The following is a 21509-nucleotide window of genomic DNA, read 5'->3' as shown; positions in this document are numbered from 1 at the left end:
TGAATACAACAAAAAAAGCACCTGCAAGAAAGGCCATCGGCCTTATCTTACGGGTGCTTCCGTCGTAAGTATTCACTCGAATATGATAGGAGTACTATACCAAGACGCCACGGAAGATGTCAATAGAACACCAAATTTGCGCCAAGTGATACATGTGAATTACACTAGCTAGGACTGGTAAAATAACCACGACCAAAGGATGGAACAATCATGATGAATCAACTTTCGATCAATGATTTAAAACGATTCAAAAACGAACTGACACGATTTATGATGACGTATAAGTTTGCACTGGATGAAATAGAGACTAGAATTGAAATTCTCGTGCAGGAATTCGAAATGCTGCATGAATATAATCCGATTGAACATACCAAATCTCGCTTGAAGTCACCGGAAAGCATCTTTCACAAGCTCAATAGAAAGGGAGGCGACCTCTCGTTCTCAGGGATTAAGGAGAGCATTAAGGACATTGCAGGTATGCGGATTACGTGTTCGTTTGTCTCTGATATTTATGTCATAAGCCAGATGCTGAAGAGTCAAGGCGACCTTAAAGTACTGGATGAGAAGGATTATATTAAGAACCCGAAGCCTAATGGGTACCAAAGTCTTCATTTGATCATCGAAGTGCCTGTACATATGTCGGATCGATTAGAAAGTGTGTGCATCGAAGTTCAGATTCGAACGATTGCGATGGACTTTTGGGCCAGTTTGGAGCATAAAATCTATTATAAGTTCAATCAAGGCAATCAAGCTGTACCAGCGCGGCTTCTGGATGAATTAAAGCAAGCGGCTGCAGCCGCGTCAGCCTTGGATCTGCAAATGGAACGCTTGCATGCCGAAATTGAAGTTATTAAAGAAGAGCAATCGGAAACAATGGACGATAAGTTGAATCGAATTATTATTAACAATCAGCAATTTGCTCTGCCACAAGCGCTGCTGGAGCTTTTAAATGATGAGGATGTGAAGTAGTATCCGCTAATTGGATGATGCCTCTTTTAATTTCTGTGGTATAATCAATGTAACGGAATTAGAAGGGTGCGTGTAAATGAATACTTTTGAAGACTGGAATCAGAAAGTGAAGTCAACGTTCAACGCTACAAGTAATGAAGAAGTACTAACCGTTATGGAAGCAGGAGAATCATTAGGTCTTTCTAAAGATCAGATGAAACTGTATGTGGACAAAAACAAGTTAACCAAAGTGCCAATTATGAGAAGTGTTCATCGCTACCTGTTATTAAAAAGTGAGATCGATGAAATCGTAGAGAAATTATGAGTAACGGACATCAAAACTATGCGAATCATCGTAGAATGCATCCGCTGTTTCACTTTGTTTACAGTGTGCTGGCGCTGGGTTTAGTGATTTTATCACTTATCCAGCTCGTTAGGTCAGTGCAATCCGGGGTAGACATACTGCCCGCGGTTATTTTTCTGCTCATTTCTATCATTTTAGTCATTGTATTCCTGCTTGTACGGTCCTATCCGTTAAAAGCGCAGGATCGCGCGATACGGGCAGAAGAGAATCTAAGGCACTATGTGTTGACCCAGAAGCTGTTGGATGCCAAGCTCACGATAGGGCAAATTGCGGCTCTACGCTTTGCTTCCGATGAGGAGTTTCCTACACTTTGTAAGAAGGCTGCCGCGGAGCAGTTGGCACCTGACGCGATCAAAAAGTCGATCAGGAGCTGGAGAAGCGATAACTACCGAGTATAGTGCCGCTCCTTTATAGTGAAAGGAGCTGCCTCGAAAGTAGAATGATTTCGCTCGAGAGATAGTTCGATTGTCAAGAATGTTAGAAAAGCAGAAAAATGGTGGTGCAAGGTTTATTCTTGCTCTGCCATTTTTTTTTGCGATCGATTACTGACTCCCTGATTGAATATTCCGGGTCAAATTATACGGAACTTCCTCACAGCTGGCTAATCAATTTTTTGGCTTCCAAATAAAGCACCTGAATAAACTTTTTTGTATTTTGTCGGATTATACTCTGAGATTCATCTTCCTTGTTCTCCAGTTCCCTCATTCTTTTGCGGATATCGCTTAGGTCAAAAAATTTATTTGAGTATTCCTCAAACTTCGGATTCGAATAATCAATCAATCCCAGGGAGGCAAGGTTTGTTAGCGCTTGGTTCACAGTCCGGCGTACCCGCTGCTCGGCTGCCTTGACTTCTTTTCTCAAATCGCTTCCGGAGGCTGAGGGGGCTATTTTTTTTTCGGCGACTTTTTGAAAAATTTCATGAAGCGGCGGAAAGTTAAGCGCGAGCGGATGTTTCATATCGGTACGATACAGATAATCAAGCATCTCCAATAAGTCCTTGCAGCCGGACTCACCGATTAATCCAAGGTCGGATAAGACATAATTCCCGCTTGTTACTATTGTTTTTGCACTGGAAGACGAATCTTTCTCCGTAAGGGCACCGTTAATGCCGAGGGCACTTAGTGATTTCTGAATGTTTCTTATGGATTGGTGCAGCCGAAGCAGCTCGGAAACCTTACGAATAACGGCGATTAATTCCAATCGGTTGATCGGTTTCGTGATGTAATATTCAATTCCACAGGAATAAGCCAACCCAATCATTTCCTTCGACTCTACTTGAGAAATCATGATGATTTTGCCTTCGAAGTTACCGGAAATCTCACGCACGGTTTCTATGCCGTCACGATCAGGCATCAATAAATCGATAAGAACGATATCTACTTGCATGAGGGCAAGTAGATCGCTGTCAATGTGCGCCCCATCTGGGGCTTCACCTACTACGCTTCCCAAATCCTCATCCTCAATAATTAGCTCCAGCATGGAACGTACGGCCGGATCGTCATCGATAATAAAAAAACGCATCATGCTATTCCTCCTTTCCTATCTGGCTCACTGGCAAAGTGATGATGAAATTAGCACCAACCCCGTCACTTCCGGCTTGAACTCGTATGGTTCCATGAAGCAGCTCGACTTCTTGTTTCACGTAAGCGAGTCCTATACCTGTAGAAGGGTTGCCGGATTCATCGTATTTCATAGTAAACCCTGGCATGAAGATTCGATCCTGATGTTTAGGCGCAATACCCGGACCGTTATCAATTACACTGATAACGATATCATCTCCGCTTCGTATCACGCTAATCCTGATATAGCCCGATTCCCGAATTGCTTCAACGGCATTAGTCACTAGGTTATTGAGTAAGGATAGGGTGGCATACACGTGACATAATGGGAATTCGCCATCGTTCTTCAGCGAGAATGCAATCTTCTTGCTGAGGGATCTGGCATATTTCTCATTAGAACGTAAGACGATTCCAACCAATTCATCCATCGGCATGTAATCGCTATCATGTGAAATTAATCCGGACAACCCCGCATAAATCCGCTGATTATCTTTTTTGATTTCATGAACCTGACCGGCGATTCGGAGCGCTTTTTGCGACAGGTCATCAAGCCCTGGTTGATGTACATCCTTTAAAGACCGATACAGTTCATAGCTAACCCGCGTTATATATTCCGCATTGTGCAGCGTTTTCTTCAACTGAATAGATTCTTCATATAGCTCGGAAATAAGCATGAGCATCTTCTCGTTTTCTTTGCGCTGCTGCTCTTCGGCTGCCCTCGAATGTCGCAACTTCACGATATTGAAAATTCCTAGTACGAAAAAACTGCGAAAAAAAGCAATTAAGGCAATCTGATTCCAGGTGGTAAGTGAAGTCATCTCGGTGATGGATGTATATCGAAATAGTAGTTCCGCCGACGTCGCGGCAATTTCAATCGAAACGCCTAGAAAGCCGACTATAAGAGGCCGATTATGATGCCGGTTCATACGAACCGCCGTGAAGACGATTCCATAGGTCAGGTAGTAGAAGAATACTGGATAATGATGATGAAAGGAAGCGGACCAGTTCCAATCCGAGTTAAGGAACGCCTGAAGCCCTGTGCGAAAGATTGCAACCGATATCCCGACAAGAAGACCTGAGATATACGGGGAAGGAGTCCGCAGCCACAACAGGAAAAGGAAGAAGGTGGGGGTGCCTAAGCTGACCCGAAACTCATCTCGAAACGGATAGAAATTCAACTCCCCTGCGATGGGAACCGAAATAATCATGAGTATTAGCAGGAACCATTTTTCCTTCAAAGTGTCTTGTTCCCTCCTTCTCACATGAAGTAAAAGTCATTCGACATAGTTTGCGTTATTCCTTCAATACCTATAGATTGCTTTTACACACGAATATATTTTGAAAAATTTAATGAGAAATTGTAGATTCGTCTAGCTTTCTGTAGATTCCCCGCTAAGATGAAAACTATTAAAGCGCCACCAAAAGCTTTCATGAAAAAGAAAGCGCTTAACAAGAGGGGGAATCATCATGAAAAAGTTCGGATTAGCATTTCAAATTTTGTTTGGTCTCATTTTGGGGATTATCGTAGGAGCTATATTTTTTGGAAACCCAACTGTTGAGAGCTACTTAAAGCCATTGGGCGATATTTTCATCCGTTTGATTAAAATGATTGTCGTTCCTATCGTCGTTTCTTCGCTTGTTGTCGGAGTAGCGGGCGTTGGGGATATGAAAAGGCTGGGCAAGCTCGGCGGAAAGACGATTCTTTATTTTGAAATCGTAACGACGATCGCCATTATTTTTGGATTAGTCGTGGCCAATCTGTTGAAGCCTGGAGCGGGCGTCAATATGTCTGCGCTTGCCAAGACGGATATTAACAAGTACGTCGAAGCGACGGAGAAGATGACCAACCATAGCTTCATTGATACGTTCGTCAATATCGTTCCGAGAAACGTGTTTGAATCTTTTGTTGCAGGTGATATGCTGGCCATTATTTTCTTCTCGGTATTTCTTGGCTTGGGTATTGCCGCAGTTGGTGAGAAAGGGAAGCCGGTTTTATCCTTCTTTCAGGGACTCTCAGAATCGATGTTTTGGGTGACCAACCAAATTATGAAATTCGCACCGCTTGGTGTTTTCGGATTGATTGGTGTGACGGTTTCCAAATTCGGGGTAGGCTCCTTGGTTCCACTGGGTAAGCTGGTGCTTGCTGTGTACCTTGGGATGTTCCTGTTCGTGTTCGTCGTGCTCGGCTTGATCTCGAAGCTTTGCGGCACCAGTGTAATGACCATTATTCGCATTCTAAAAGACGAGCTGATCCTCGCTTTCTCTACAGCAAGCTCCGAAACGGCAATGCCTAAGATGATGGAGAAAATGGAGAAATTCGGTGTACCGAAGGCTATCACCTCTTTTGTCATTCCTACGGGCTACTCGTTCAACCTGGACGGCTCTACGCTGTATCAAGCCATAGCTGCTCTATTTATTGCTCAAATGTATGGCATTGACATGTCGATCAGCGCTCAGATCACCTTGATGCTTGCTCTTATGCTCACATCCAAAGGAATTGCTGGTGTGCCGGGTGCATCATTTATCGTGCTGCTGGCTACGCTGGGATCGGTTGGGATTCCGCTCGAAGGACTTGCTTTTATCGCAGGAATTGACCGTATTCTGGATATGGCCCGCACGGCAGTCAATGTGATCGGCAATTCCATTGCCGCGGTTGTCATGGCGAAGTGGGAAGGGCAGTACGATAAGAAAAAAGGCAAGCAATATGTAGAATCTGTTAAAAAAGCTGCGTAATTGAAATCACTTGGGGGATAAGACAATGACAACAGCTCAGTTAAGGGTGGAAAAAGATTTTCTTGGTTCAAAGGAAGTGCCTATAGATGCTTATTACGGGATTCAAACACTGCGTGCAGTCGAAAACTTTCCGATAACAGGTTACCGCATTCATGAAGAATTAATTCGTTCGATGGCGACTGTGAAAAAAGCGGCAGCAGTAGCGAACATGGAGATCAGGCAGTTGAACCCTCGAATCGGGAATGCTGTCGTTCAAGCGGCACAGGAGATTATAGATGGTAAATGGCACGATCAATTCATCGTCGATCCGATACAAGGCGGAGCAGGTACGTCCATTAACATGAATGCCAACGAGGTCATCGCCAATCGTGCTATCGAGCTGCTCGGGGGTACTAAGGGAGATTATTTTGCAGTAAGTCCCAATACACATGTGAATATGGCTCAGTCAACCAATGATGCGTTTCCGACCGCGATTCATATTGCCGCACTCTCTCAGATTGAGAAGCTGCTTGTGACGATGGAAGAGCTGCTCGAGGCGTTTTGCATCAAAGCCGTTCAATTCGACGGTATTATCAAAATGGGCCGGACCCATTTGCAGGACGGCGTACCCATTCGACTGGGACAGGAGTTTGAGGCATATAGCCGGGTGCTGGCTCGCGATATTAAGCGGATTAAGCAAACACGTGATCATTTATATGAAGTCAACATGGGCGCAACAGCCGTTGGAACTGGCCTAAATGCAGATCCACGCTACATTAAGCGGGTTGTGGAAGTGCTCGCCGAGCTGAGTGGACTACCGCTTATCAATGCCGAGCATCTGGTGGATGCGACGCAGAATACGGATGCTTACACCGAAGTGTCGTCTGCATTGAAGGTGTGCATGATCAATATGTCCAAGATTGCCAACGACTTGCGATTGCTCGCTTCAGGACCTCGCGCCGGGCTCGGGGAGATTCAGCTGCCTGCGCGCCAACCGGGCTCTTCTATTATGCCTGGCAAGGTGAATCCAGTGATGGCGGAGGTCGTCAATCAAGTAGCATTCCAAGTCATAGGCAACGACCACACGATATGTCTGGCGTCCGAGGCGGGACAGCTTGAACTTAATGTGATGGAGCCTGTGCTGGTGTTCAATTTATTGCAATCGCTTAGCATGATGAATCAGGTATTCCAAGCATTCCGCGTGCATTGTTTGGAAGGGATCGAAGCTAATGAGGAGCGCTGCAAACAATATGTGGAACAAAGTGTAGGCGTGATTACGGCGCTTAATCCACATCTCGGCTATGAAGTGGTGGCCCGAATTGCGCGTGAAGCCATTTTAACAGGAAAGCCTGTTAGAGAGCTCTGTCTGATCTACAATGTTCTGACGGAAGAGGAATTGCAGATTATTCTCGATCCGTATGAGATGACAAACCCCGGGATCGCGGGAGCTGAGCTGCTGGAAGGCAAGCAATAAAGCTAAAAGGAAAGGCTCGATTAGAGCAAAATTAAAGGGAGTGTGAACAGGAACATGTCAGTTCCAAGCGGTGCAACAACGTATATGATATTTCGGCTTCAAATCGATAAAGAGTTAACCTCGCTCGGCGATATCGCTGCTACCATTGAAAAGACAGGGGGAGACATTGTAGGCATAGACGTCATTTCTTCTGGTCGCACGAGTACTGTCCGCGATATTACTGTGAATGTTTTCGATCAAACACATAGCCAGCTTATCGGCGAGTCTCTTCAAAGTTTAAGCGGTGTAAAGGTGATTCACGTATCGGACCGGACCTTCCTTGTCCACTTAGGTGGGAAGATTGAGATAAATTCGAAAATTCCAGTCAAAAACCGTGACGATTTGTCCCGGGTGTACACCCCTGGGGTCGCTCAAATTTGTACCGCTATTGCGGAAGAGCCAAGCAAAGCCTATTTGCTGACGATCAAACGGAATATGATCGCGGTGGTATCCGACGGTACGGCTGTACTTGGGCTTGGCGACATCGGACCGTTGGCCGCGATGCCGGTGATGGAAGGCAAGGCGATGCTGTTCAAACAATTCGCGGGCGTGGATGCATTCCCCATCTGCCTTGACACGAAGGACCCGGACGAAATCGTCAGCATCATCAAAGCGATAGCTCCGGCGTTCGGAGGCATCAATCTAGAGGACATATCGTCGCCTCGCTGCTTTGAGATCGAAGAACGGCTGAAGCGTGAACTCGATATTCCCGTGTTTCATGATGACCAACACGGCACAGCAGTCGTGCTGCTGGCCGGTTTGTTGAATGCGTTGAAAATAACGGGTAAACAAATGTCGGACATTAAAGTTGTTGTTAACGGCATTGGGGCTGCAGGTATCGCTTGCTCTAAGATGCTGCTAGCCGCCGGAGTGCGTAACTTGATCGGAGTGGACCGCTATGGCGCTATTAACCGAAATACACAGTACGACAATGCGCATTGGACCGAGTTTGCCCAAATGACGAATCCGAACTTGGAAGCAGGGAGCTTGTCCGACGTTATCCAGCATGCGGATGTATTCATTGGCGTTTCCGCTCCGAACATTTTAACGGTAAATGATGTCCGATCCATGGCGAGGGACCCCATTGTCTTCGCGATGGCGAACCCAATGCCGGAGATCGATCCTGAGCTTGCCAAGCCATATGTGAGAGTGATGGCTACAGGGAGATCTGATAAGCCGAATCAAATCAATAACGTTCTTTGTTTTCCCGGTATTTTCCGTGGCGCTTTGGATTGCAGGGCGAGTGAGATTAATGAGGAAATGAAGCTGGCGGCTGCTCAGGCCATTGCATCCGTCGTAACCGATGAAGAATTGAACGAGACTTATATTATCCCGAGCGTTTTCAACCAGAAAGTGGTTGAAAAGGTAAGGGAGGCTGTTGTTGAAGCTGCCTATCGTACAGGGGTGGCACGCAAGAGCATGAGAGATCCCAATAAGGAGTAGATCTGTCACTGTTCGCCTTAAAGAGATGATCTGAAAGGAAATCGTCATCGCATAGAACCGTTCCGTTTCTGGAGCGCGGGAATCCTTTTTCAGCGATACTCCCCGAAGGTTCGGTTGGAAAGCCTCATGAAGATCTTAATTCCGCTTATCTCCGGACTGGTTCTAGTTTCTAGGTTTGGTGGGACTTGAGCTGCGGTGGGTATTTCCGGTTATCTACATCGGCTATGTGAATTTTGATCTCGCTGAGCGTGGTGAGTTGGCCTTGTAAAGTCCATGTATTTCCGTCAGGGAGCATTCGGTAAGTGATGATAACGTACTCCGCGGTTTTGGTTTTGGGAACTTGGATGGAATAGGCACCTTGATCCGGATGGCAGGCATAGGCTTGTGAACAAACGGTTGGTTCTTGATCATGGCCAAGTATCGTGATGTGTCCGCGACGTACGATAATAAGTTGATGAAAATTCATGATCAAGTCGTAGTCCTTTCCTAATGAGCTTCTCTTTATTTGATAGTGACATAGATATGTATTCACAACAAGTTAGTAACATAAAAAAGCGCCCAAGCGGGCGCTTTTTTAGTTGTCAAACACGGTTGTCCCTGTAGGATGACGGAGTCGTTTATCACATGGCGTATACACTTTTGATAATAATTTCAGGTAATTCTGCACGTTGTGCTTCATATTGCTTAGGCGTAATGCTGCCGCTGGACAGCCGTAAATTTAATTGCTCGGTTAACTCTGCTAATTGAAGCTCAATGACCTTCTGAACGTCAACCTTGTTGGCTTCGGCAATATCTGCAAGAGATAACCCATTATACTGGGCAATGTAAATGTCTTCCTCTGAGGACAGCCCCAGTACATGCAGCAGATCTTCTTTTATAGGAACAGTATTCTGTTTATTTGCAATTGGACTAACTCTTAAAGGATCAATCCATGTGGTTCCACCCATGCTTAAGGTAAGGGCCATTGTACTGATCAGGAGCATTTGCTTCCGGTTCATTGTATCCTCTTTTCTACTGATCAAACATTTGGTCATCATGCTTATCGCCGTACAAAGGTCATGTGCCAACTATCTGAACGACTCAAGGATCGTGAGTTCTTGGCTTTATTTACAGCACTTACGAGTAGAAATATAAGCAAATCCTCGCCAGTTGTATTATTAACTAATACTTTACGAGGCGTTAAATCACCAGCTCCCCCTCTGGCTATAAAGACGCCCGGCGAAGGTTCTGCCTCTATTTTGATAGCAAAGGCCTCGTTGTTAAACAAGAAGTTGATATCCCTCAAAATTAACTTTTGTTTACTTTTTACACGAATAAGTATTTGCTGCAGCAGTATCGTTTTCCCAACGCCAACCGAGATTGGTGAGCTACCGCCAACGATTCCATTAAGTTGAAGCACTATCTCCACCCCCAAAGATCTTGTGCTCCAGTATATTCGAGTAAATGCCAAGTGGAATGGGGGGATATACCTGAATAAACGATTTAGACGATTTTGAAACAAGTTAGAGGCAATAAAAAAAGAGCGTCTCCCCGGGGAGGCGCTCTTTTGAGTCTATCTAAATAACATTAAGACTGCCAGGCTCCAATGATAATGCCAGCAATCAAATAGGATACCAAGTGGTAGCCGATGGTAATGAAATACAACTGCAGCTTGCTATTCTCAAATAAATAATTCATCCCGATTTTCAGCGAAATGCTCAGCCCGATAAGTAGGCCTATCGTAAGCCCTGTCAACCAAGTTGTCTCACTGACAAGCGTCAAGAGAAGTGCCAAGATAAAGGCGCCCCCTAATGCGGTTAGTGCCGTGAGGATGTAAGTGATGGGGCCTCCGCCTTTCATCTCTTCCATTTTCATATTTCGCAGCTTGACCCATGCGTTTCCGAATAAGACTGGCGAATACCACAGGAAACCAAGTACCATGGTACTTAATGTCGCCACAAGTACGGCAAGGTAGTTCACTTCTAATAGATTCAAGATTGTAGCCCCCATTAATAGTGGATTAGGTGTTAGGAGCATTGTATCGTGTAGTTTCTTGGTTGTAAAAGCTTATTTATAAAAACATCTGGTACGAAAGTATACCATTAAACACTGCGAAAGTAGTAGGCATAAATTACTCTAAAGGACGAAGTCACGAATCGTATGGCGGGATACAATAGGTTTGTAAGCGAGATCAGAACAAGAAGGAGGCAGGGCAGCACGATGATTCGTTTGAAACGCAAAGTGATGATCGTTTCATTGGGCCTCTCAACTTTCCTCGTTATGGGTACGGCTTACGCCTACTCTGATGTAAGTACGCCTCTGCAAAATTGGTATAAAGCAAGTTTCCAGCAGGGGACGAAAGAAGTGAATTCTATGGTCCAACAAGGGTTGGACGAAGCTTCTCAATCCTTGAGCGTATCGGTGAATGAATCGGCATCCAAGGCAAATGCCAACTTGAAGAAGATGGCAGATGACATTAGTCATAACGCAATCGGCAGCATAGAAGCGGCTCGCCAATTCTATGTTAGTCAAATCGAAAGCGCGGCAGAGCTTGCTAAGACGGGTGCAGCGGCAGATTTCGACAAGTACGTAAGTGCTTCGAAAAGTGCGAATGACCGTGAAATCGATCAATGGGCTCAGGAAACGATTCAAGGATTAACGTCGAAGCTGGGCAACTAGTCAGTCATGGTGAGTTATGGGTTCACTTCAGGTGAGCGCAATGAAACAATATACTATTTAAAGGGAGATTGATGAATGATGAAAGCATTGAAAAGTAAATTAGCAATTGGTGTTATTGCAACAGGTTTAGTAGCAGGTATGGGTACAGCATTCGCAGCAACAGACGCTGGTGGCCAACTTCAAAGCTGGTACTCCTCAGCATCAGCCATCACAAAAGGATTAATCGCTGGAGACGTTGCAAGCTATGTAGCTGCTAACAAAGAAAAAATGGTTACGGATTACAAAAATATTAATACTACAGCAGTTAACGATGTGAAAACAGCAGGAACAGCTGAAACGACTCGTGTACAAGGTTCCATTAACGGTCAATTGAACACATACACGACTGCTATCGACAGTAAAAACACAAGCATTAAAGGCAGCATGCCAGGAGAGTATGACAATGTTGTAGATACTGCAAACTTCTGGAATAATCTTGCTGTAATTGGACTTGGCGAAGTTGGCAAAGCAGACATCAAAAAAGATGTTAATGATCAAGGAAAAACATCCATCAACAACCTGACTACGGCTGTAGGTACAACTCAAACTCAAGCAGCAACAGCTTTGACTACGAAGATTGAAGCTACAAAAACAGAACTGAACACGTTGCTTGCTGCTGAAAGAACAGCTGCATCCCAAGAAATTAAAGACAACTTAGCTGCAAAAATCACAGCTAAATTAGCAGAACTTCAAGCACTTGCTGATTCTTTGGAAGAAGCAAACAAAAAAGGTATCAATGAAAAAGGTGTTTCCCTTGAAGCTGCTGGTAAAACAGCATTGGAAAATATCGTAATCAACGGATTGAAATAATAACATAGGCGAACAGGTCCCGGTGACGGGGCCTCAAGCTTACTTTTATTCACTAAGAGGAGAAGGAGGAATTAAAATGGTCACCAGAAATGAAAAGCAACGCAACCTGAAATCCAAACGGATTGTCGCAGCTGGAATTGTTTCTTTAACTGTTGTACTTACGGCGTCGGCCGGAATTTCCTATGCGGATATTGATATTGCGGGCTCCATGGCTTCTTGGTTCAATAAGAAAACAGAGCAAGTCATCCAAGGCTTGGATCAATCGATGAAGTCAGAGACCGAAACGCAGAAGGAACTGTTGAAGAAAGAATTGCAGCTTCGACTCGAAGCATCTTCCAGAATTTTGGAATCATTCACGGAGGAGCAGAAGCGAATTCGTCTTCAGGCTCTTGGACAGTATGCGCAATCTTTGCTCGCCAGCACGGATATCAAGACCGCACAAGATCGTCAGCAAATCTTGAATAAGCTCCAAGCCATTGTGGATAGTGCACAGGGAGCGATGGATACATTAGCGAACAGCTTTGTTCCGCCTGCACTCGTGTTCACGCCGAGCCTGCCGGTTGTCTTAGTTCTGCCACCAGGGGCACCGACACCGCTGCCTGCGCCAGCAGGACCTATGCAACCACCAGTACCAGTACCAGTACCAGTACCAGTACCAGTACCAGTACCAGTACCAGTACCAGTACCTGCGCCACAGCCGCCAACAGTAACGGATGATGTCTACGGGCAGCAACCAAAACCAGCAACCGTGGTTCATGTCACGTACAACCAACAATAATTGAGGTGAGAGCAGATATGACGGAAGAAATCTTGGAGCTTAAACAGCCCGCAATTAAGAAAAAAAGTGAAGTATGGGGTTGGATTCGATTCATTCTACTCCTGACTTTGGCCTTTATTTTGATTAATAACATGATTGGGCTTACGAGAGTTTCGGGTAATTCCATGAATCCTTCGCTACAGAACGGCAATGTGCTGCTGATGAATAAAATATCGTTGTTCTTTTCAACGCCCAAATATGGAGATGTCGTCGTCATTAAGGATGAGCGACTAGGTTTTAGCATTATCAAACGTGTTATAGCGGTTCAAGGGGATCGCGTACTCATTCGTGATGGTGTCATATTCGTGAACGAAACTCCGCTGCCTGAGCTATATACAGCTGGGAAGTCGGAAGATATGGCTTTGCAGACGATTCCGAGTGGACACCTGTTCGTTGTTGGAGATAATCGGAATTTGGGTGAGAGCAAGGATAGTCGGGATCCTTCATTAGGGCCTGTTCATATCAAAGATGTGAAAGGTTATGCGGTCTTCTCGTTACTTCCTATGCATAGTATCACGGAACCGCTTGACCTATAAGGCAAAAAGATCCGGCGGGTTATCCCGCCGGATCTTTCCTTGTATTTATCGCTGCATTTCGAATTGCACTAGTCCTTTGGATAGGGCATATAAGGCGGCTTGCGTACGATCAGCTAAAACTAATTTAGCTAACACCTGACTCACATGTTTTTTCACCGTAAACTCTGTAATGTAGAGGGCGCTGGCGATTTCCTTATTAGAAAATCCCTTGCCCAGAGACATAAGGACTTCTAGCTCTTTAGGTGTTAGTTCAGAGAGCTCCTGCTCTTCTCTGCGGGATTTATCACCCATCATAGATCCCATTAGGACAGGGTCATAGTATTTACGACCACGGGTAACGCTTTCAACCGCATATAACAAGTCTTCGGGAAATGCTTCTTTCAAACAGACGCCTTCAACCTGTAAGGATTGTGCTAATTGAAGCTCACTTCGGGTTATCGATGAGGTTAAAATGATATATTTACAAGTATGTCCTGATCGTCGAGCCTCTCGAATCAAGTCCAGTCCATTTTCGTGCCCCAAATTTAAATCAACGAGTACAAGGTCAGGCTTTGTCTGCTCAAGGAGCCGTAGAGCCTCCTTCGCATTCGTGGCTTCCCCAACAACATTCATCGATTGGCCGGATGATATAATCGTACGAATTCCTTTGCGAACAAGCGGATGATCATCAAGGATAATCATATTAACCAAGCGGGTTCCCTCCAAAAAGATCTCAGCTATGTTATACTAAAATAGTACCAAATACCTATTACTATTTACCTACGTTTATCATTTGGCTCCATTGTATAACAAAATATGCTAAAAGACCATTAAGAATTCATAAAGTTTAGGAGAAGTTGGGCATGTCTTTACATAACAGAACAGGGTTATATTTATTTGTTGGCTGCAGATGGGCGTTGCTGCTGTATGGGCTCATCCTTTATTCAAAGGATGGCGGTGTAACGCCTGGACTGCTGTTGGCCGCGGTTCTTTTTCAGACGATATACAGCCTATTACAGTTAAATAAAATGCGTAGAAAAGCGGCGATTATGGCCGCTATCGCGGATTTATCCTTTGGGATTTATTTGCTTGGGCAGACGGGCGGCCTTTCCAGTCCGTTTTTAATCTTTAGTTTTACAGGTCTCTGGATGGTCAAACAATTCGTGAGCTGGAGACAGTACTATCCGATTATCCTGTTTTATGTAACCGGTATCCCCATTCTGTTTGCTATGAGGTCAGATGTTCTCATATATAGATATGTGCTGGCTCATTTTGATTACGGCTTTATCGTATTCGCTTTCTTTTGTGTAGTAAGTCTAGTGCACTATGTGCTGCAAAATCTATGGAAACAATTTCGTAAGCTAGTTATGATCTATTCTTCTCGTCACATGACCGCACAGCCAATGAAGCAAGGAACGATTTCCTATGTAGAGGAACTGCTTCAGCATATTTTAGATGAGCGGGAAGTGATCCTTTGCGTGGAAAGTGCCTCTCGTTACGAAAAGGTTCAAAGTTGGAAGCATACGTATTTTACGAATTATATGAAACAAAATAGGCCGCGCAGCCAGAAGATTTACACCCAATTACCATCACCTACAGGTGAAGCTTTGCCTTATTACATCCAAGTCCTTCTGGACCGTAGTGGGAAAAAGTATGGTTGGCTGCTTGTTAAATCAGGCAAAAACGAATTGTCTATTTCACACAAAATTTATATTCAATTAATACTTATGAAGCTGGAAGCTTTCCATTTCGTCAACGAGGAATTGCTAGATGCTCAAGAAACTGCTGTTGCCCTCGAACGCGATGCTATTGCTCAAAATATTCATGATGGTATCGCTCAGGAACTTTTCTTTATCTCTATTCAGCTGTTTCAATTGAAAAATGCGCTTCCCCCGGATGTTCGCGAGGAGACGCTTCCTTATGTGACAGAGATCGAGAAAAAAGTGAAAGAAAGTCATCGTGAAATTCGTCAATTCATCATCGAGCTTAAGGATGAGAAGAGAAAATTCAATCTCCATAGTGCCATTGAGAAGCTGCTGCACCGTGTTACTGAACATACCGAGGTGGTGCCGATCTTTGAGAACATCGGTTGGGCAGCGCATGAGCAGCTTGATATCGAAGAAGCGATTTATCACTTGGTAGAGGAAGCAGCCAACAACGTCATTAAACATGCCAAAGCTAAACATATCCATGTGAGAATTGAAGTCACGAGTATACAATGGTCGATTATTATTAAGGATGATGGCATCGGAATGCAGATATCCGAGGTGTACGAGCAGGGGCGATTTGGGCTGAGAGGCATGGAGAATCGGATTAAAGCCTTGAATGGAGCGATTTTTTTTCAATCCGAAGCTGTCATGGGTACGACGGTTACAGCCTACATCCCACGTGAAAGGAGTATCGCCTATGTATAAAGTAGTCATTGCTGATGACCATTGTATCGTAAGAGAAGGTCTTCATATTTTGCTCAACAGCTGTGGGAGTTACGCGGTTACGGGTGAGGCGACGAACGGAAATGAAGCTATTGCGCAATCGTTAGCGTTATTACCCGATCTCCTTTTGACAGATCTGAAGATGCCCGGCACTTCTATTATAGTGGGGGCTAAGACCCTTAAGCATATGTATCCGCACATGAAAATTATCATTTTAACAGCTGTTGATGAGAGTGAGGATATTTATCGGGCTTTCAAAGCGGGGATTGACGGGTACTTGATGAAAGATGCGAGTCCTGAAGTGATTCTATCCACCATTGAGGATGTCATGAAAGGTGCCTCTATCTTCCAGTCGAAGGAGAATATAAGCGATCAACCTGATTCAAGAAGGAGTTCACTATGATGAATTTACAACGATTCGGCCAACTGCCAGTTCATCAACTATTGATGGCTATCATTGGTAGTATGTCTTCTATTTGTGCACTGAGTGGCTTGTCATATTGGTTGGTTAGCGGTAACTCCGAGTCTAAGCTGTATATGATGACCTCGTTTACCGTTTCTCTTTTTGCTTGGGCGATGTACGCGATTCAGAAAAGTATGCCAAAAGACAGTCCATATGTGAATCTGATAACCCCATCATTACTATTCTTAGTAATTGTTATTATCACATTGTACAACCCTGTGGCTCTGCATCAAATGTGGGTTGCTCTTATCTTTTTCCCTGTTATGCTCAGTTTATTGGTGGAATTTAGGGTGTATGTATATGGTTCTATCATTTTTTCACTGTATTTCTTACTCTTTCAAATTTTTGGTCCCACGTATGGGAATGACGACGGGTTCTCTCCTATTATTATGGCGACGACAAAAGGTGTATATGCATTAGGCTGCGTGATCTTAGGCGGAATTATTATTACATCCTTTAATCAACATAAATGGCGCGTTGAGGCCGCAGCTTTTCAGCAGCAAAAACAACAAGTGATTAACATTTTGCAATGCTTCATCCCAGTAGGAGAACGGAAAACACAAACATCGCGTAAAGAAATAGGTGAAATGAGTGTTCTGCTCAAAGCACTTGTGAATGAATATGGAAGCTTGCGTGTGCAAGATTGGGAGATTGATTTATTGTCACTCTTGCATTTTGTAAGCAGGGTCAAGCTGCCGGATTATATGTTTGAAAAAGAAGAGGAATTGACAGAGTTCGAGTACGAAGTGGTGCAGGAGCACTGTTTCATGGCGAAGGAATTGTGTGAGGGCATCCCCGATTTTCTAGAGGTCGAGAAAGCGTTCCTTTATCATCATGAAAAAGTAGATGGCACTGGCTATCCGTATCGTCTTGCAGGTGATCAGATACCGCTGCTTTCGCAGATGCTCGGCTTAGTGGAAGTGTTCCTCGCCATGACGACGCCGCGGTCATATAGACAAGCCACGTCGCAGCGCGAAGCTTACGCTGAAATTCAGAAGCTAGTCGGACATGCTTTTCGAGCTGACATTGTGGACGCTTTTGGGAAGGTGATAGATTGAAAAAGAACACATAATCTTCGTCTAACTTGTGGCATATTAGTAACAGTCTAAGTAGGCTGTACCATTCCACAGAAGGCAAGGAGTGAATGTTTAACCGTGAAATACATGCGAATTCTGACGATCGTGCTCGCTATGCTGCTCGGGCAAGCGACGGTGGCATCTGCCGATGGAACTTATCATTTTGGGTTTAAGAAAAGCGTAAACGGACAGCCTCCGTCGATTGATGAAGAAGGCTTCAAAGGTCTTTTGAAGCAGCGAGGGGCTATTTTTACAGGAGATCCAGCTATCAAGGAATTGTACTTAACCTTCGATAATGGTTATGAGCAGGGCTATACCGGTAAGATTTTGGATGTGCTGAAGGAGAAGCAAGTACCCGCGATTTTCTTCGTGACGGGGCATTATATCAAGACGGAGCCTGAACTGTTAAAGCGGATGGCACAAGAAGGTCACTTAATTGGCAACCATTCTTGGAGCCATCCGGATATGAGTCAAATCTCAGCAGAACGCATCCAAAAAGAACTGAATCAAGTGAAAGATGAGGTCAGCGCCGTCACTGGACAAAAGGAGATGCGCTATCTGCGCGCGCCGCGGGGGATATTTAGTGGCCAATCGTTAGCGGTTAGCCAAGGGCTAGGCTATACGAACGTATTTTGGTCCGTCGCTTACCGCGATTGGGAACCAAAGCGTCAGAAGGGCTGGGAGTATGCGTACAAAAATGTGATGGCGCAGCTGCATCCAGGTGCTGTCATTTTGCTTCATTCGGTATCCAAGGATAACACGGAGGCACTGGCCAAAATCATTGACGATGCGAAGAGTCAGGGCTACCAGTTCAAGAGTCTTGATGAGATGCAAAGTCGGACGCCATAAAAGCTAAGAAGGTTGCCCTGGTACGGGGCATCCTTCTTTTGTGTATATCGACATTAAGTATCTTTGTTCAAGTAGTTCTCAATAGTCGATTGCGATTTCTTCTCTTGCAGCCATGTAGAAGATAAGGTAGACAACTTTTGGTTGGTTAATGATGTTTTAATATCCTCCTTTTTCTCTTCCATTGTAGGCGTGTAGGCCGCTTTATGGTCGGTTACTTTAATAATGTCGTATCCAGTACTTGTCTGAACAGCACTGCTTGTTTCACCTACAGCTAAAGCGAAGGCCGCGTTGTCGAAGGTTTCCTCCATTTTACCGCTAGAGATGTAACCAAGAGCTCCGGCTGTATCTTTGGTTGCTGTGTCTAGGGATTTGTCTTTGGCAAGCGTGGCAAAGTCAGTACCTTTTTTCAACTCAGCTAGAATCGCATCTGCTTCTTCTATGGTCGTGACCGAGATGTGAGAAGCCTGAATTTGCTCAGGGACCTTCAGTGATTCGATATTTTCATCATAATATTGTTTGATTTCATCATCGGAAATCGTTATTTGAGGTTCTAGAATTTTTTTCAAGAGAACTTGAGTCTTCATATTTTTCTTTAAATCGTCTAAAGTCATGCCATAAGAGGTGAGTGCTTGCTGAAACTCATCATTAGAAGAGTAGGAACCTTGCATGAATGAGATTTCTTTCTGAATATCTTCATCTGTGATTTGAACGCCCGTCTTCTGTCCTTCTTGGTTAATAAGTTCCTCAGTGATTAAAGAGTCCAGTGTCTGGTCACCGCTACTGACTAGCATGGCTTCATAGAGCTGGTCAGTGCTGATATTGACGCCATTAACCTTAGCCACGGCTGCTGATGCCGCCTGGTCTGTTTTCTTAAGAGGTGGATAGACGATGAGATAAGCGATAAGACTGAGTAGCAGGAGAGAAGATACCCATTTCCATGTACGATTTGCTGATATATGTTTATTCATTATGAATGCTCCCTTCGGTTTCAGTAATTTGAATGACTTGACCTGATGCCTATTATGCCGATTGAAACTGAAGCCCACTTGAAAGCTGACTGAAAGTTTGATGAATGGATAGGCTGAATTTGCCATTAACAAAGGGGGCATCCCTGAATTTAAATTGTATACAAATTAATTGTTGACAATTATAAATGGAATTGGTATGATTCATTCATAAAGTTGTTTCAAATTAAATTGCTAACAAATAAAATGAAATCATACATTACCATGAAGCATCAGAGGAGGCGTTCTTATGCATCACAAAGCGATTATTATCGGAACTGGACCAGCAGGGTTAACCGCAGCAATTTACCTGGCAAGGGCGAACATGTCGCCTTTAGTCATAGAAGGTATACAGCCTGGTGGGCAGTTAACTACCACTACAGAAGTAGACAACTTCCCAGGATTCCCGGATGGCATCACGGGGCCGGAGTTGATGGACAACATGCGCAAACAGGCATTGCGTTTCGGCGCTACGATTCAATCGGGTCGGGTCTCAGAAGTCGATATGTCCAAACGCCCATTCACCTTGTTTTTAGAGGATGGAAGTCAATTGACGGCGGATTCGTTGATCATTTCCACAGGGGCAACGGCCAAGAAATTGGGCATCCCCGGCGAATCCGACAATATTGGTAAAGGTGTTAGCACCTGTGCAACTTGCGATGGATTTTTCTTCAGGAACAAGAAGATTATCGTAATTGGCGGTGGGGATACAGCGATGGAAGAGGCGCAGTTCTTAACTCGTTTCGCTTCTGAAGTGCGCGTAGTGCATCGTCGTGACGATCTGAAAGCATCGAAAATCATGCAGGATCACGCCCGCGGCAATCAAAAAGTGGCCTGGAGTCTCAATCGGACACCGCTTGAAGTCGTTGCTGGCCCTCTTGGAGTAACTGGACTTAAGGTGCTTAATAACGTTACTGGTGAGGAAGAGCTGCTGGAGGCAGACGGTATTTTTCTGGCGATTGGACATACTCCGAATACTAGCTTCCTAGGCGGACAGCTGCCAACCGATGAGCTCGGATATTTGCAGGTTATTCCCGGAACGTCACAAACGACAGTACCTGGCGTATTCGCCTGTGGGGATGTGCAGGATCGCATTTATCGCCAAGCGATTACATCAGCAGGAAGCGGTTGTATGGCGGCGTTAGATTGTGAACGATTTATTTCAGAACAGCATGCTTAATGCATTTTAATATAAAAGAACCTTTAGGAGGAATTAGCCATGTCAGTTAAACAAATTTCCGATGCCACTTTTAACAATGAAATTGAAGCGGGTATTGTACTTGTAGATTTTTGGGCCCCTTGGTGTGGACCTTGTAAAATAATCGCTCCCATTTTAGATGAACTTTCTGCTGAAATCGGCGATGCGGCCAAGATTGTAAAAATCAACGTGGATGATAACCCAGAATCCGCTTCCAAATATAACGTCATGAGTATTCCTACATTGCTTGTTTTCAAGGATGGTCAACTGGTTGATCAGATGGTTGGGGTACAAACCAAAGAGAAGCTTAAAGCGGTTATTGAGAAAGCATAACAAACAACAAATCTACGTTTTAAAACATATAAAATCACAGGAGGAATACGTATATGACACAGGTACAAGAACGCACAGGGGTAGCAACAGTTGGAGGAAATCCAGTTACATTGTTGGGACCGGAAATCAAGGTTGGGGATCAAGCGCCAGATTTTAAGGTAAATAAGGATTTGATGACAGAGGTAAGCCTATCGGATTATGCAGGGAAAGTGAAGCTGATTTCGGTCGTCCCTTCCGTGGATACAGGTACATGCGATGCACAGACGCGGCGTTTCAATGTGGAAGCAGATAAGCTAGGAGATAATGTCGCTATATTGACGATTTCGGTGGATCTTCCTTTCGCACTGAGTCGTTTCTGCGGGGCTGCAGGCATTGATAAAGTCGTAACCTTATCGGATTATAAAAGCCGCGCTTTCGGTCAAGCGTATGGTGTCTTGATTAAAGAGATTCAGCTCGATCAGCGTGCGATATTCATCTTGGATGAGAACAATACAGTTCGTTATGTGGAGTATTTAACAGAGATGAAGGAGCATCCGAATTATGATGCGGCTTTAGAGGCTTTGCGAGTGCTTGTTTAAAAGAGTTATTAAAGAGAGCAGCATTCCCAAAAGGGATTGCTGCTTTTATTAAGTTAGTGGGTAAGGTGAAGCTTACCCCCTGTTTAGCATGTTTAGCTATGGATTTTTTGCTAAGCTGAGTGCGATTGTCGATTCAATGCATAATCATCGGCTCGGTGAGTGACTAGGTTTTTCTGGTTAGGAAGCAAGTTGTACAAC

At 44.5% G+C, this 21509-nt stretch carries 25 protein-coding genes; 17 read left to right on the top strand and 8 right to left on the bottom strand.

Going from position 1 to position 21509, the window contains the following annotated elements:
* Nucleotides 1–213: 213 nt before the first annotated feature.
* The 3 genes from QFZ77_RS03255 to QFZ77_RS03245 all read left to right on the top strand — a co-directional run bounded on the left by QFZ77_RS03255 (nt 214) and on the right by QFZ77_RS03245 (nt 1710).
* The gene (locus QFZ77_RS03255) at nt 214–969 is read left to right on the top strand and encodes a GTP pyrophosphokinase (RefSeq protein WP_307449220.1); all 756 of its coding nucleotides are present in this window, start codon (nt 214–216) and stop codon (nt 967–969) included.
* Nucleotides 970–1045: 76 nt separating this feature from the next.
* On the top strand, nt 1046–1273 hold the full coding sequence (locus tag QFZ77_RS03250) for a hypothetical protein (RefSeq protein ID WP_060646304.1): 228 nt from the start codon (nt 1046–1048) through the stop codon (nt 1271–1273).
* On the top strand, nt 1270–1710 hold the full coding sequence (locus QFZ77_RS03245) for a DUF6526 family protein (RefSeq protein WP_307436077.1): 441 nt from the start codon (nt 1270–1272) through the stop codon (nt 1708–1710). Before QFZ77_RS03250 ends, QFZ77_RS03245 begins: the two co-directional genes overlap by 4 nt.
* A 193-nt stretch (nt 1711–1903) precedes the next feature.
* Here QFZ77_RS03245 and QFZ77_RS03240 read toward each other — a convergent pair whose 3' ends face one another.
* On the bottom strand, nt 1904–2833 hold the full coding sequence (locus tag QFZ77_RS03240; RefSeq protein ID WP_307449217.1) for a DNA-binding domain-containing protein: 930 nt from the start codon (nt 2831–2833) through the stop codon (nt 1904–1906).
* 4 nt (nt 2834–2837) lie between these two features.
* Complete coding sequence (locus QFZ77_RS03235) at nt 2838–4109, bottom strand: sensor histidine kinase (RefSeq protein ID WP_307436075.1); 1272 nt, start codon at nt 4107–4109, stop codon at nt 2838–2840.
* A gap of 229 nt (nt 4110–4338) precedes the next feature.
* Here QFZ77_RS03235 and QFZ77_RS03230 point away from each other — a divergent pair, with 229 nt between their 5' ends.
* Genes QFZ77_RS03230 through QFZ77_RS03220 form a run of 3 tightly spaced genes read left to right on the top strand, consistent with a single transcriptional unit; the run spans nt 4339 to nt 8539 of the window.
* Nucleotides 4339–5604: a cation:dicarboxylate symporter family transporter gene (locus QFZ77_RS03230; protein ID WP_307436072.1), complete on the top strand. Its 1266-nt coding sequence runs from the start codon at nt 4339–4341 to the stop codon at nt 5602–5604.
* A 25-nt stretch (nt 5605–5629) separates the two neighbouring features.
* Nucleotides 5630–7057: an aspartate ammonia-lyase gene (gene aspA / locus QFZ77_RS03225; RefSeq protein WP_307436070.1), complete on the top strand. Its 1428-nt coding sequence runs from the start codon at nt 5630–5632 to the stop codon at nt 7055–7057.
* A gap of 54 nt (nt 7058–7111) precedes the next feature.
* Entirely contained in the window at nt 7112–8539 is a 1428-nt protein-coding gene (locus tag QFZ77_RS03220; protein WP_307436066.1) for an NAD-dependent malic enzyme, read from the top strand.
* 169 nt (nt 8540–8708) lie between these two features.
* On the opposite strand, the gene QFZ77_RS03215 is transcribed toward QFZ77_RS03220, so the two are convergent.
* The 4 genes from QFZ77_RS03215 to QFZ77_RS03200 all read right to left on the bottom strand — a co-directional run bounded on the left by QFZ77_RS03215 (nt 8709) and on the right by QFZ77_RS03200 (nt 10513).
* Nucleotides 8709–9005 carry a hypothetical protein gene (locus tag QFZ77_RS03215; RefSeq protein ID WP_307436063.1) on the bottom strand — a complete coding sequence of 99 codons (297 nt, stop codon included), beginning with the start codon at nt 9003–9005 and terminating at the stop codon, nt 8709–8711.
* 154 nt (nt 9006–9159) lie between these two features.
* Nucleotides 9160–9537 carry a hypothetical protein gene (locus tag QFZ77_RS03210; protein ID WP_307436060.1) on the bottom strand — a complete coding sequence of 126 codons (378 nt, stop codon included), beginning with the start codon at nt 9535–9537 and terminating at the stop codon, nt 9160–9162.
* A 41-nt stretch (nt 9538–9578) separates the two neighbouring features.
* On the bottom strand, nt 9579–9938 hold the full coding sequence (locus tag QFZ77_RS03205; RefSeq protein WP_307436056.1) for a hypothetical protein: 360 nt from the start codon (nt 9936–9938) through the stop codon (nt 9579–9581).
* Nucleotides 9939–10105: 167 nt separating this feature from the next.
* Nucleotides 10106–10513 (bottom strand): DUF1761 domain-containing protein, encoded by a 408-nt coding sequence (locus tag QFZ77_RS03200; protein WP_307436053.1) that lies wholly within the window; start codon nt 10511–10513, stop codon nt 10106–10108.
* Nucleotides 10514–10738: 225 nt separating this feature from the next.
* On the opposite strand from QFZ77_RS03200, the gene QFZ77_RS03195 reads away from it, so the two are divergent.
* From QFZ77_RS03195 to lepB, 4 genes are all read left to right on the top strand, one after another.
* Nucleotides 10739–11197, top strand: coding sequence for a hypothetical protein (locus tag QFZ77_RS03195; RefSeq protein WP_307436050.1), 459 nt, complete (start codon nt 10739–10741; stop codon nt 11195–11197).
* Between the two features lie 75 nt (nt 11198–11272).
* Nucleotides 11273–12046, top strand: coding sequence for a hypothetical protein (locus tag QFZ77_RS03190; RefSeq protein WP_307436047.1), 774 nt, complete (start codon nt 11273–11275; stop codon nt 12044–12046).
* Between the two features lie 76 nt (nt 12047–12122).
* The gene (locus tag QFZ77_RS03185) at nt 12123–12824 is read left to right on the top strand and encodes a hypothetical protein (RefSeq protein ID WP_307436044.1); all 702 of its coding nucleotides are present in this window, start codon (nt 12123–12125) and stop codon (nt 12822–12824) included.
* Nucleotides 12825–12841: 17 nt separating this feature from the next.
* Nucleotides 12842–13399, top strand: coding sequence for a signal peptidase I (gene lepB / locus QFZ77_RS03180; protein ID WP_307436042.1), 558 nt, complete (start codon nt 12842–12844; stop codon nt 13397–13399).
* Nucleotides 13400–13444: 45 nt separating this feature from the next.
* On the opposite strand, the gene QFZ77_RS03175 is transcribed toward lepB, so the two are convergent.
* Nucleotides 13445–14080, bottom strand: coding sequence for a response regulator (locus tag QFZ77_RS03175; protein WP_307449215.1), 636 nt, complete (start codon nt 14078–14080; stop codon nt 13445–13447).
* A 161-nt stretch (nt 14081–14241) separates the two neighbouring features.
* Between QFZ77_RS03175 and QFZ77_RS03170 the strand changes: the two genes are divergently transcribed.
* The 4 genes from QFZ77_RS03170 (at nt 14242) to pdaA (ending at nt 18198) form a co-directional block, all read left to right on the top strand.
* A complete protein-coding gene (locus tag QFZ77_RS03170) occupies nt 14242–15792 on the top strand; it encodes an ATP-binding protein (protein WP_307436040.1) in 1551 nt (516 codons plus the stop codon).
* Nucleotides 15785–16213, top strand: a complete 429-nt coding sequence (locus QFZ77_RS03165; protein WP_307436037.1) for a response regulator — start codon at nt 15785–15787, stop codon at nt 16211–16213. Before QFZ77_RS03170 ends, QFZ77_RS03165 begins: the two co-directional genes overlap by 8 nt.
* The gene (locus tag QFZ77_RS03160; RefSeq protein WP_307436034.1) at nt 16210–17331 is read left to right on the top strand and encodes an HD-GYP domain-containing protein; all 1122 of its coding nucleotides are present in this window, start codon (nt 16210–16212) and stop codon (nt 17329–17331) included. Before QFZ77_RS03165 ends, QFZ77_RS03160 begins: the two co-directional genes overlap by 4 nt.
* 132 nt (nt 17332–17463) lie before the next feature.
* Nucleotides 17464–18198, top strand: coding sequence for a delta-lactam-biosynthetic de-N-acetylase (pdaA, locus tag QFZ77_RS03155; RefSeq protein ID WP_373462722.1), 735 nt, complete (start codon nt 17464–17466; stop codon nt 18196–18198).
* A gap of 53 nt (nt 18199–18251) precedes the next feature.
* On the opposite strand, the gene QFZ77_RS03150 is transcribed toward pdaA, so the two are convergent.
* A complete protein-coding gene (locus tag QFZ77_RS03150) occupies nt 18252–19166 on the bottom strand; it encodes a peptidylprolyl isomerase (RefSeq protein WP_307436032.1) in 915 nt (304 codons plus the stop codon).
* A gap of 286 nt (nt 19167–19452) precedes the next feature.
* Between QFZ77_RS03150 and trxB the strand changes: the two genes are divergently transcribed.
* Genes trxB through tpx form a run of 3 tightly spaced genes read left to right on the top strand, consistent with a single transcriptional unit; the run spans nt 19453 to nt 21311 of the window.
* On the top strand, nt 19453–20382 hold the full coding sequence (gene trxB / locus QFZ77_RS03145; RefSeq protein ID WP_307436029.1) for a thioredoxin-disulfide reductase: 930 nt from the start codon (nt 19453–19455) through the stop codon (nt 20380–20382).
* Nucleotides 20383–20421: 39 nt separating this feature from the next.
* Complete coding sequence (gene trxA / locus QFZ77_RS03140) at nt 20422–20733, top strand: thioredoxin (protein WP_307436026.1); 312 nt, start codon at nt 20422–20424, stop codon at nt 20731–20733.
* 53 nt (nt 20734–20786) lie between these two features.
* A complete protein-coding gene (gene tpx, locus QFZ77_RS03135; RefSeq protein ID WP_307436024.1) occupies nt 20787–21311 on the top strand; it encodes a thiol peroxidase in 525 nt (174 codons plus the stop codon).
* Nucleotides 21312–21509 lie beyond the last annotated feature (198 nt).

It is taken from the genome of Paenibacillus sp. V4I3, assembly GCF_030817215.1.
Taxonomy (GTDB): domain Bacteria; phylum Bacillota; class Bacilli; order Paenibacillales; family NBRC-103111; genus Paenibacillus_E.
This window is presented reverse-complemented; position numbering and strand designations above follow the sequence as displayed.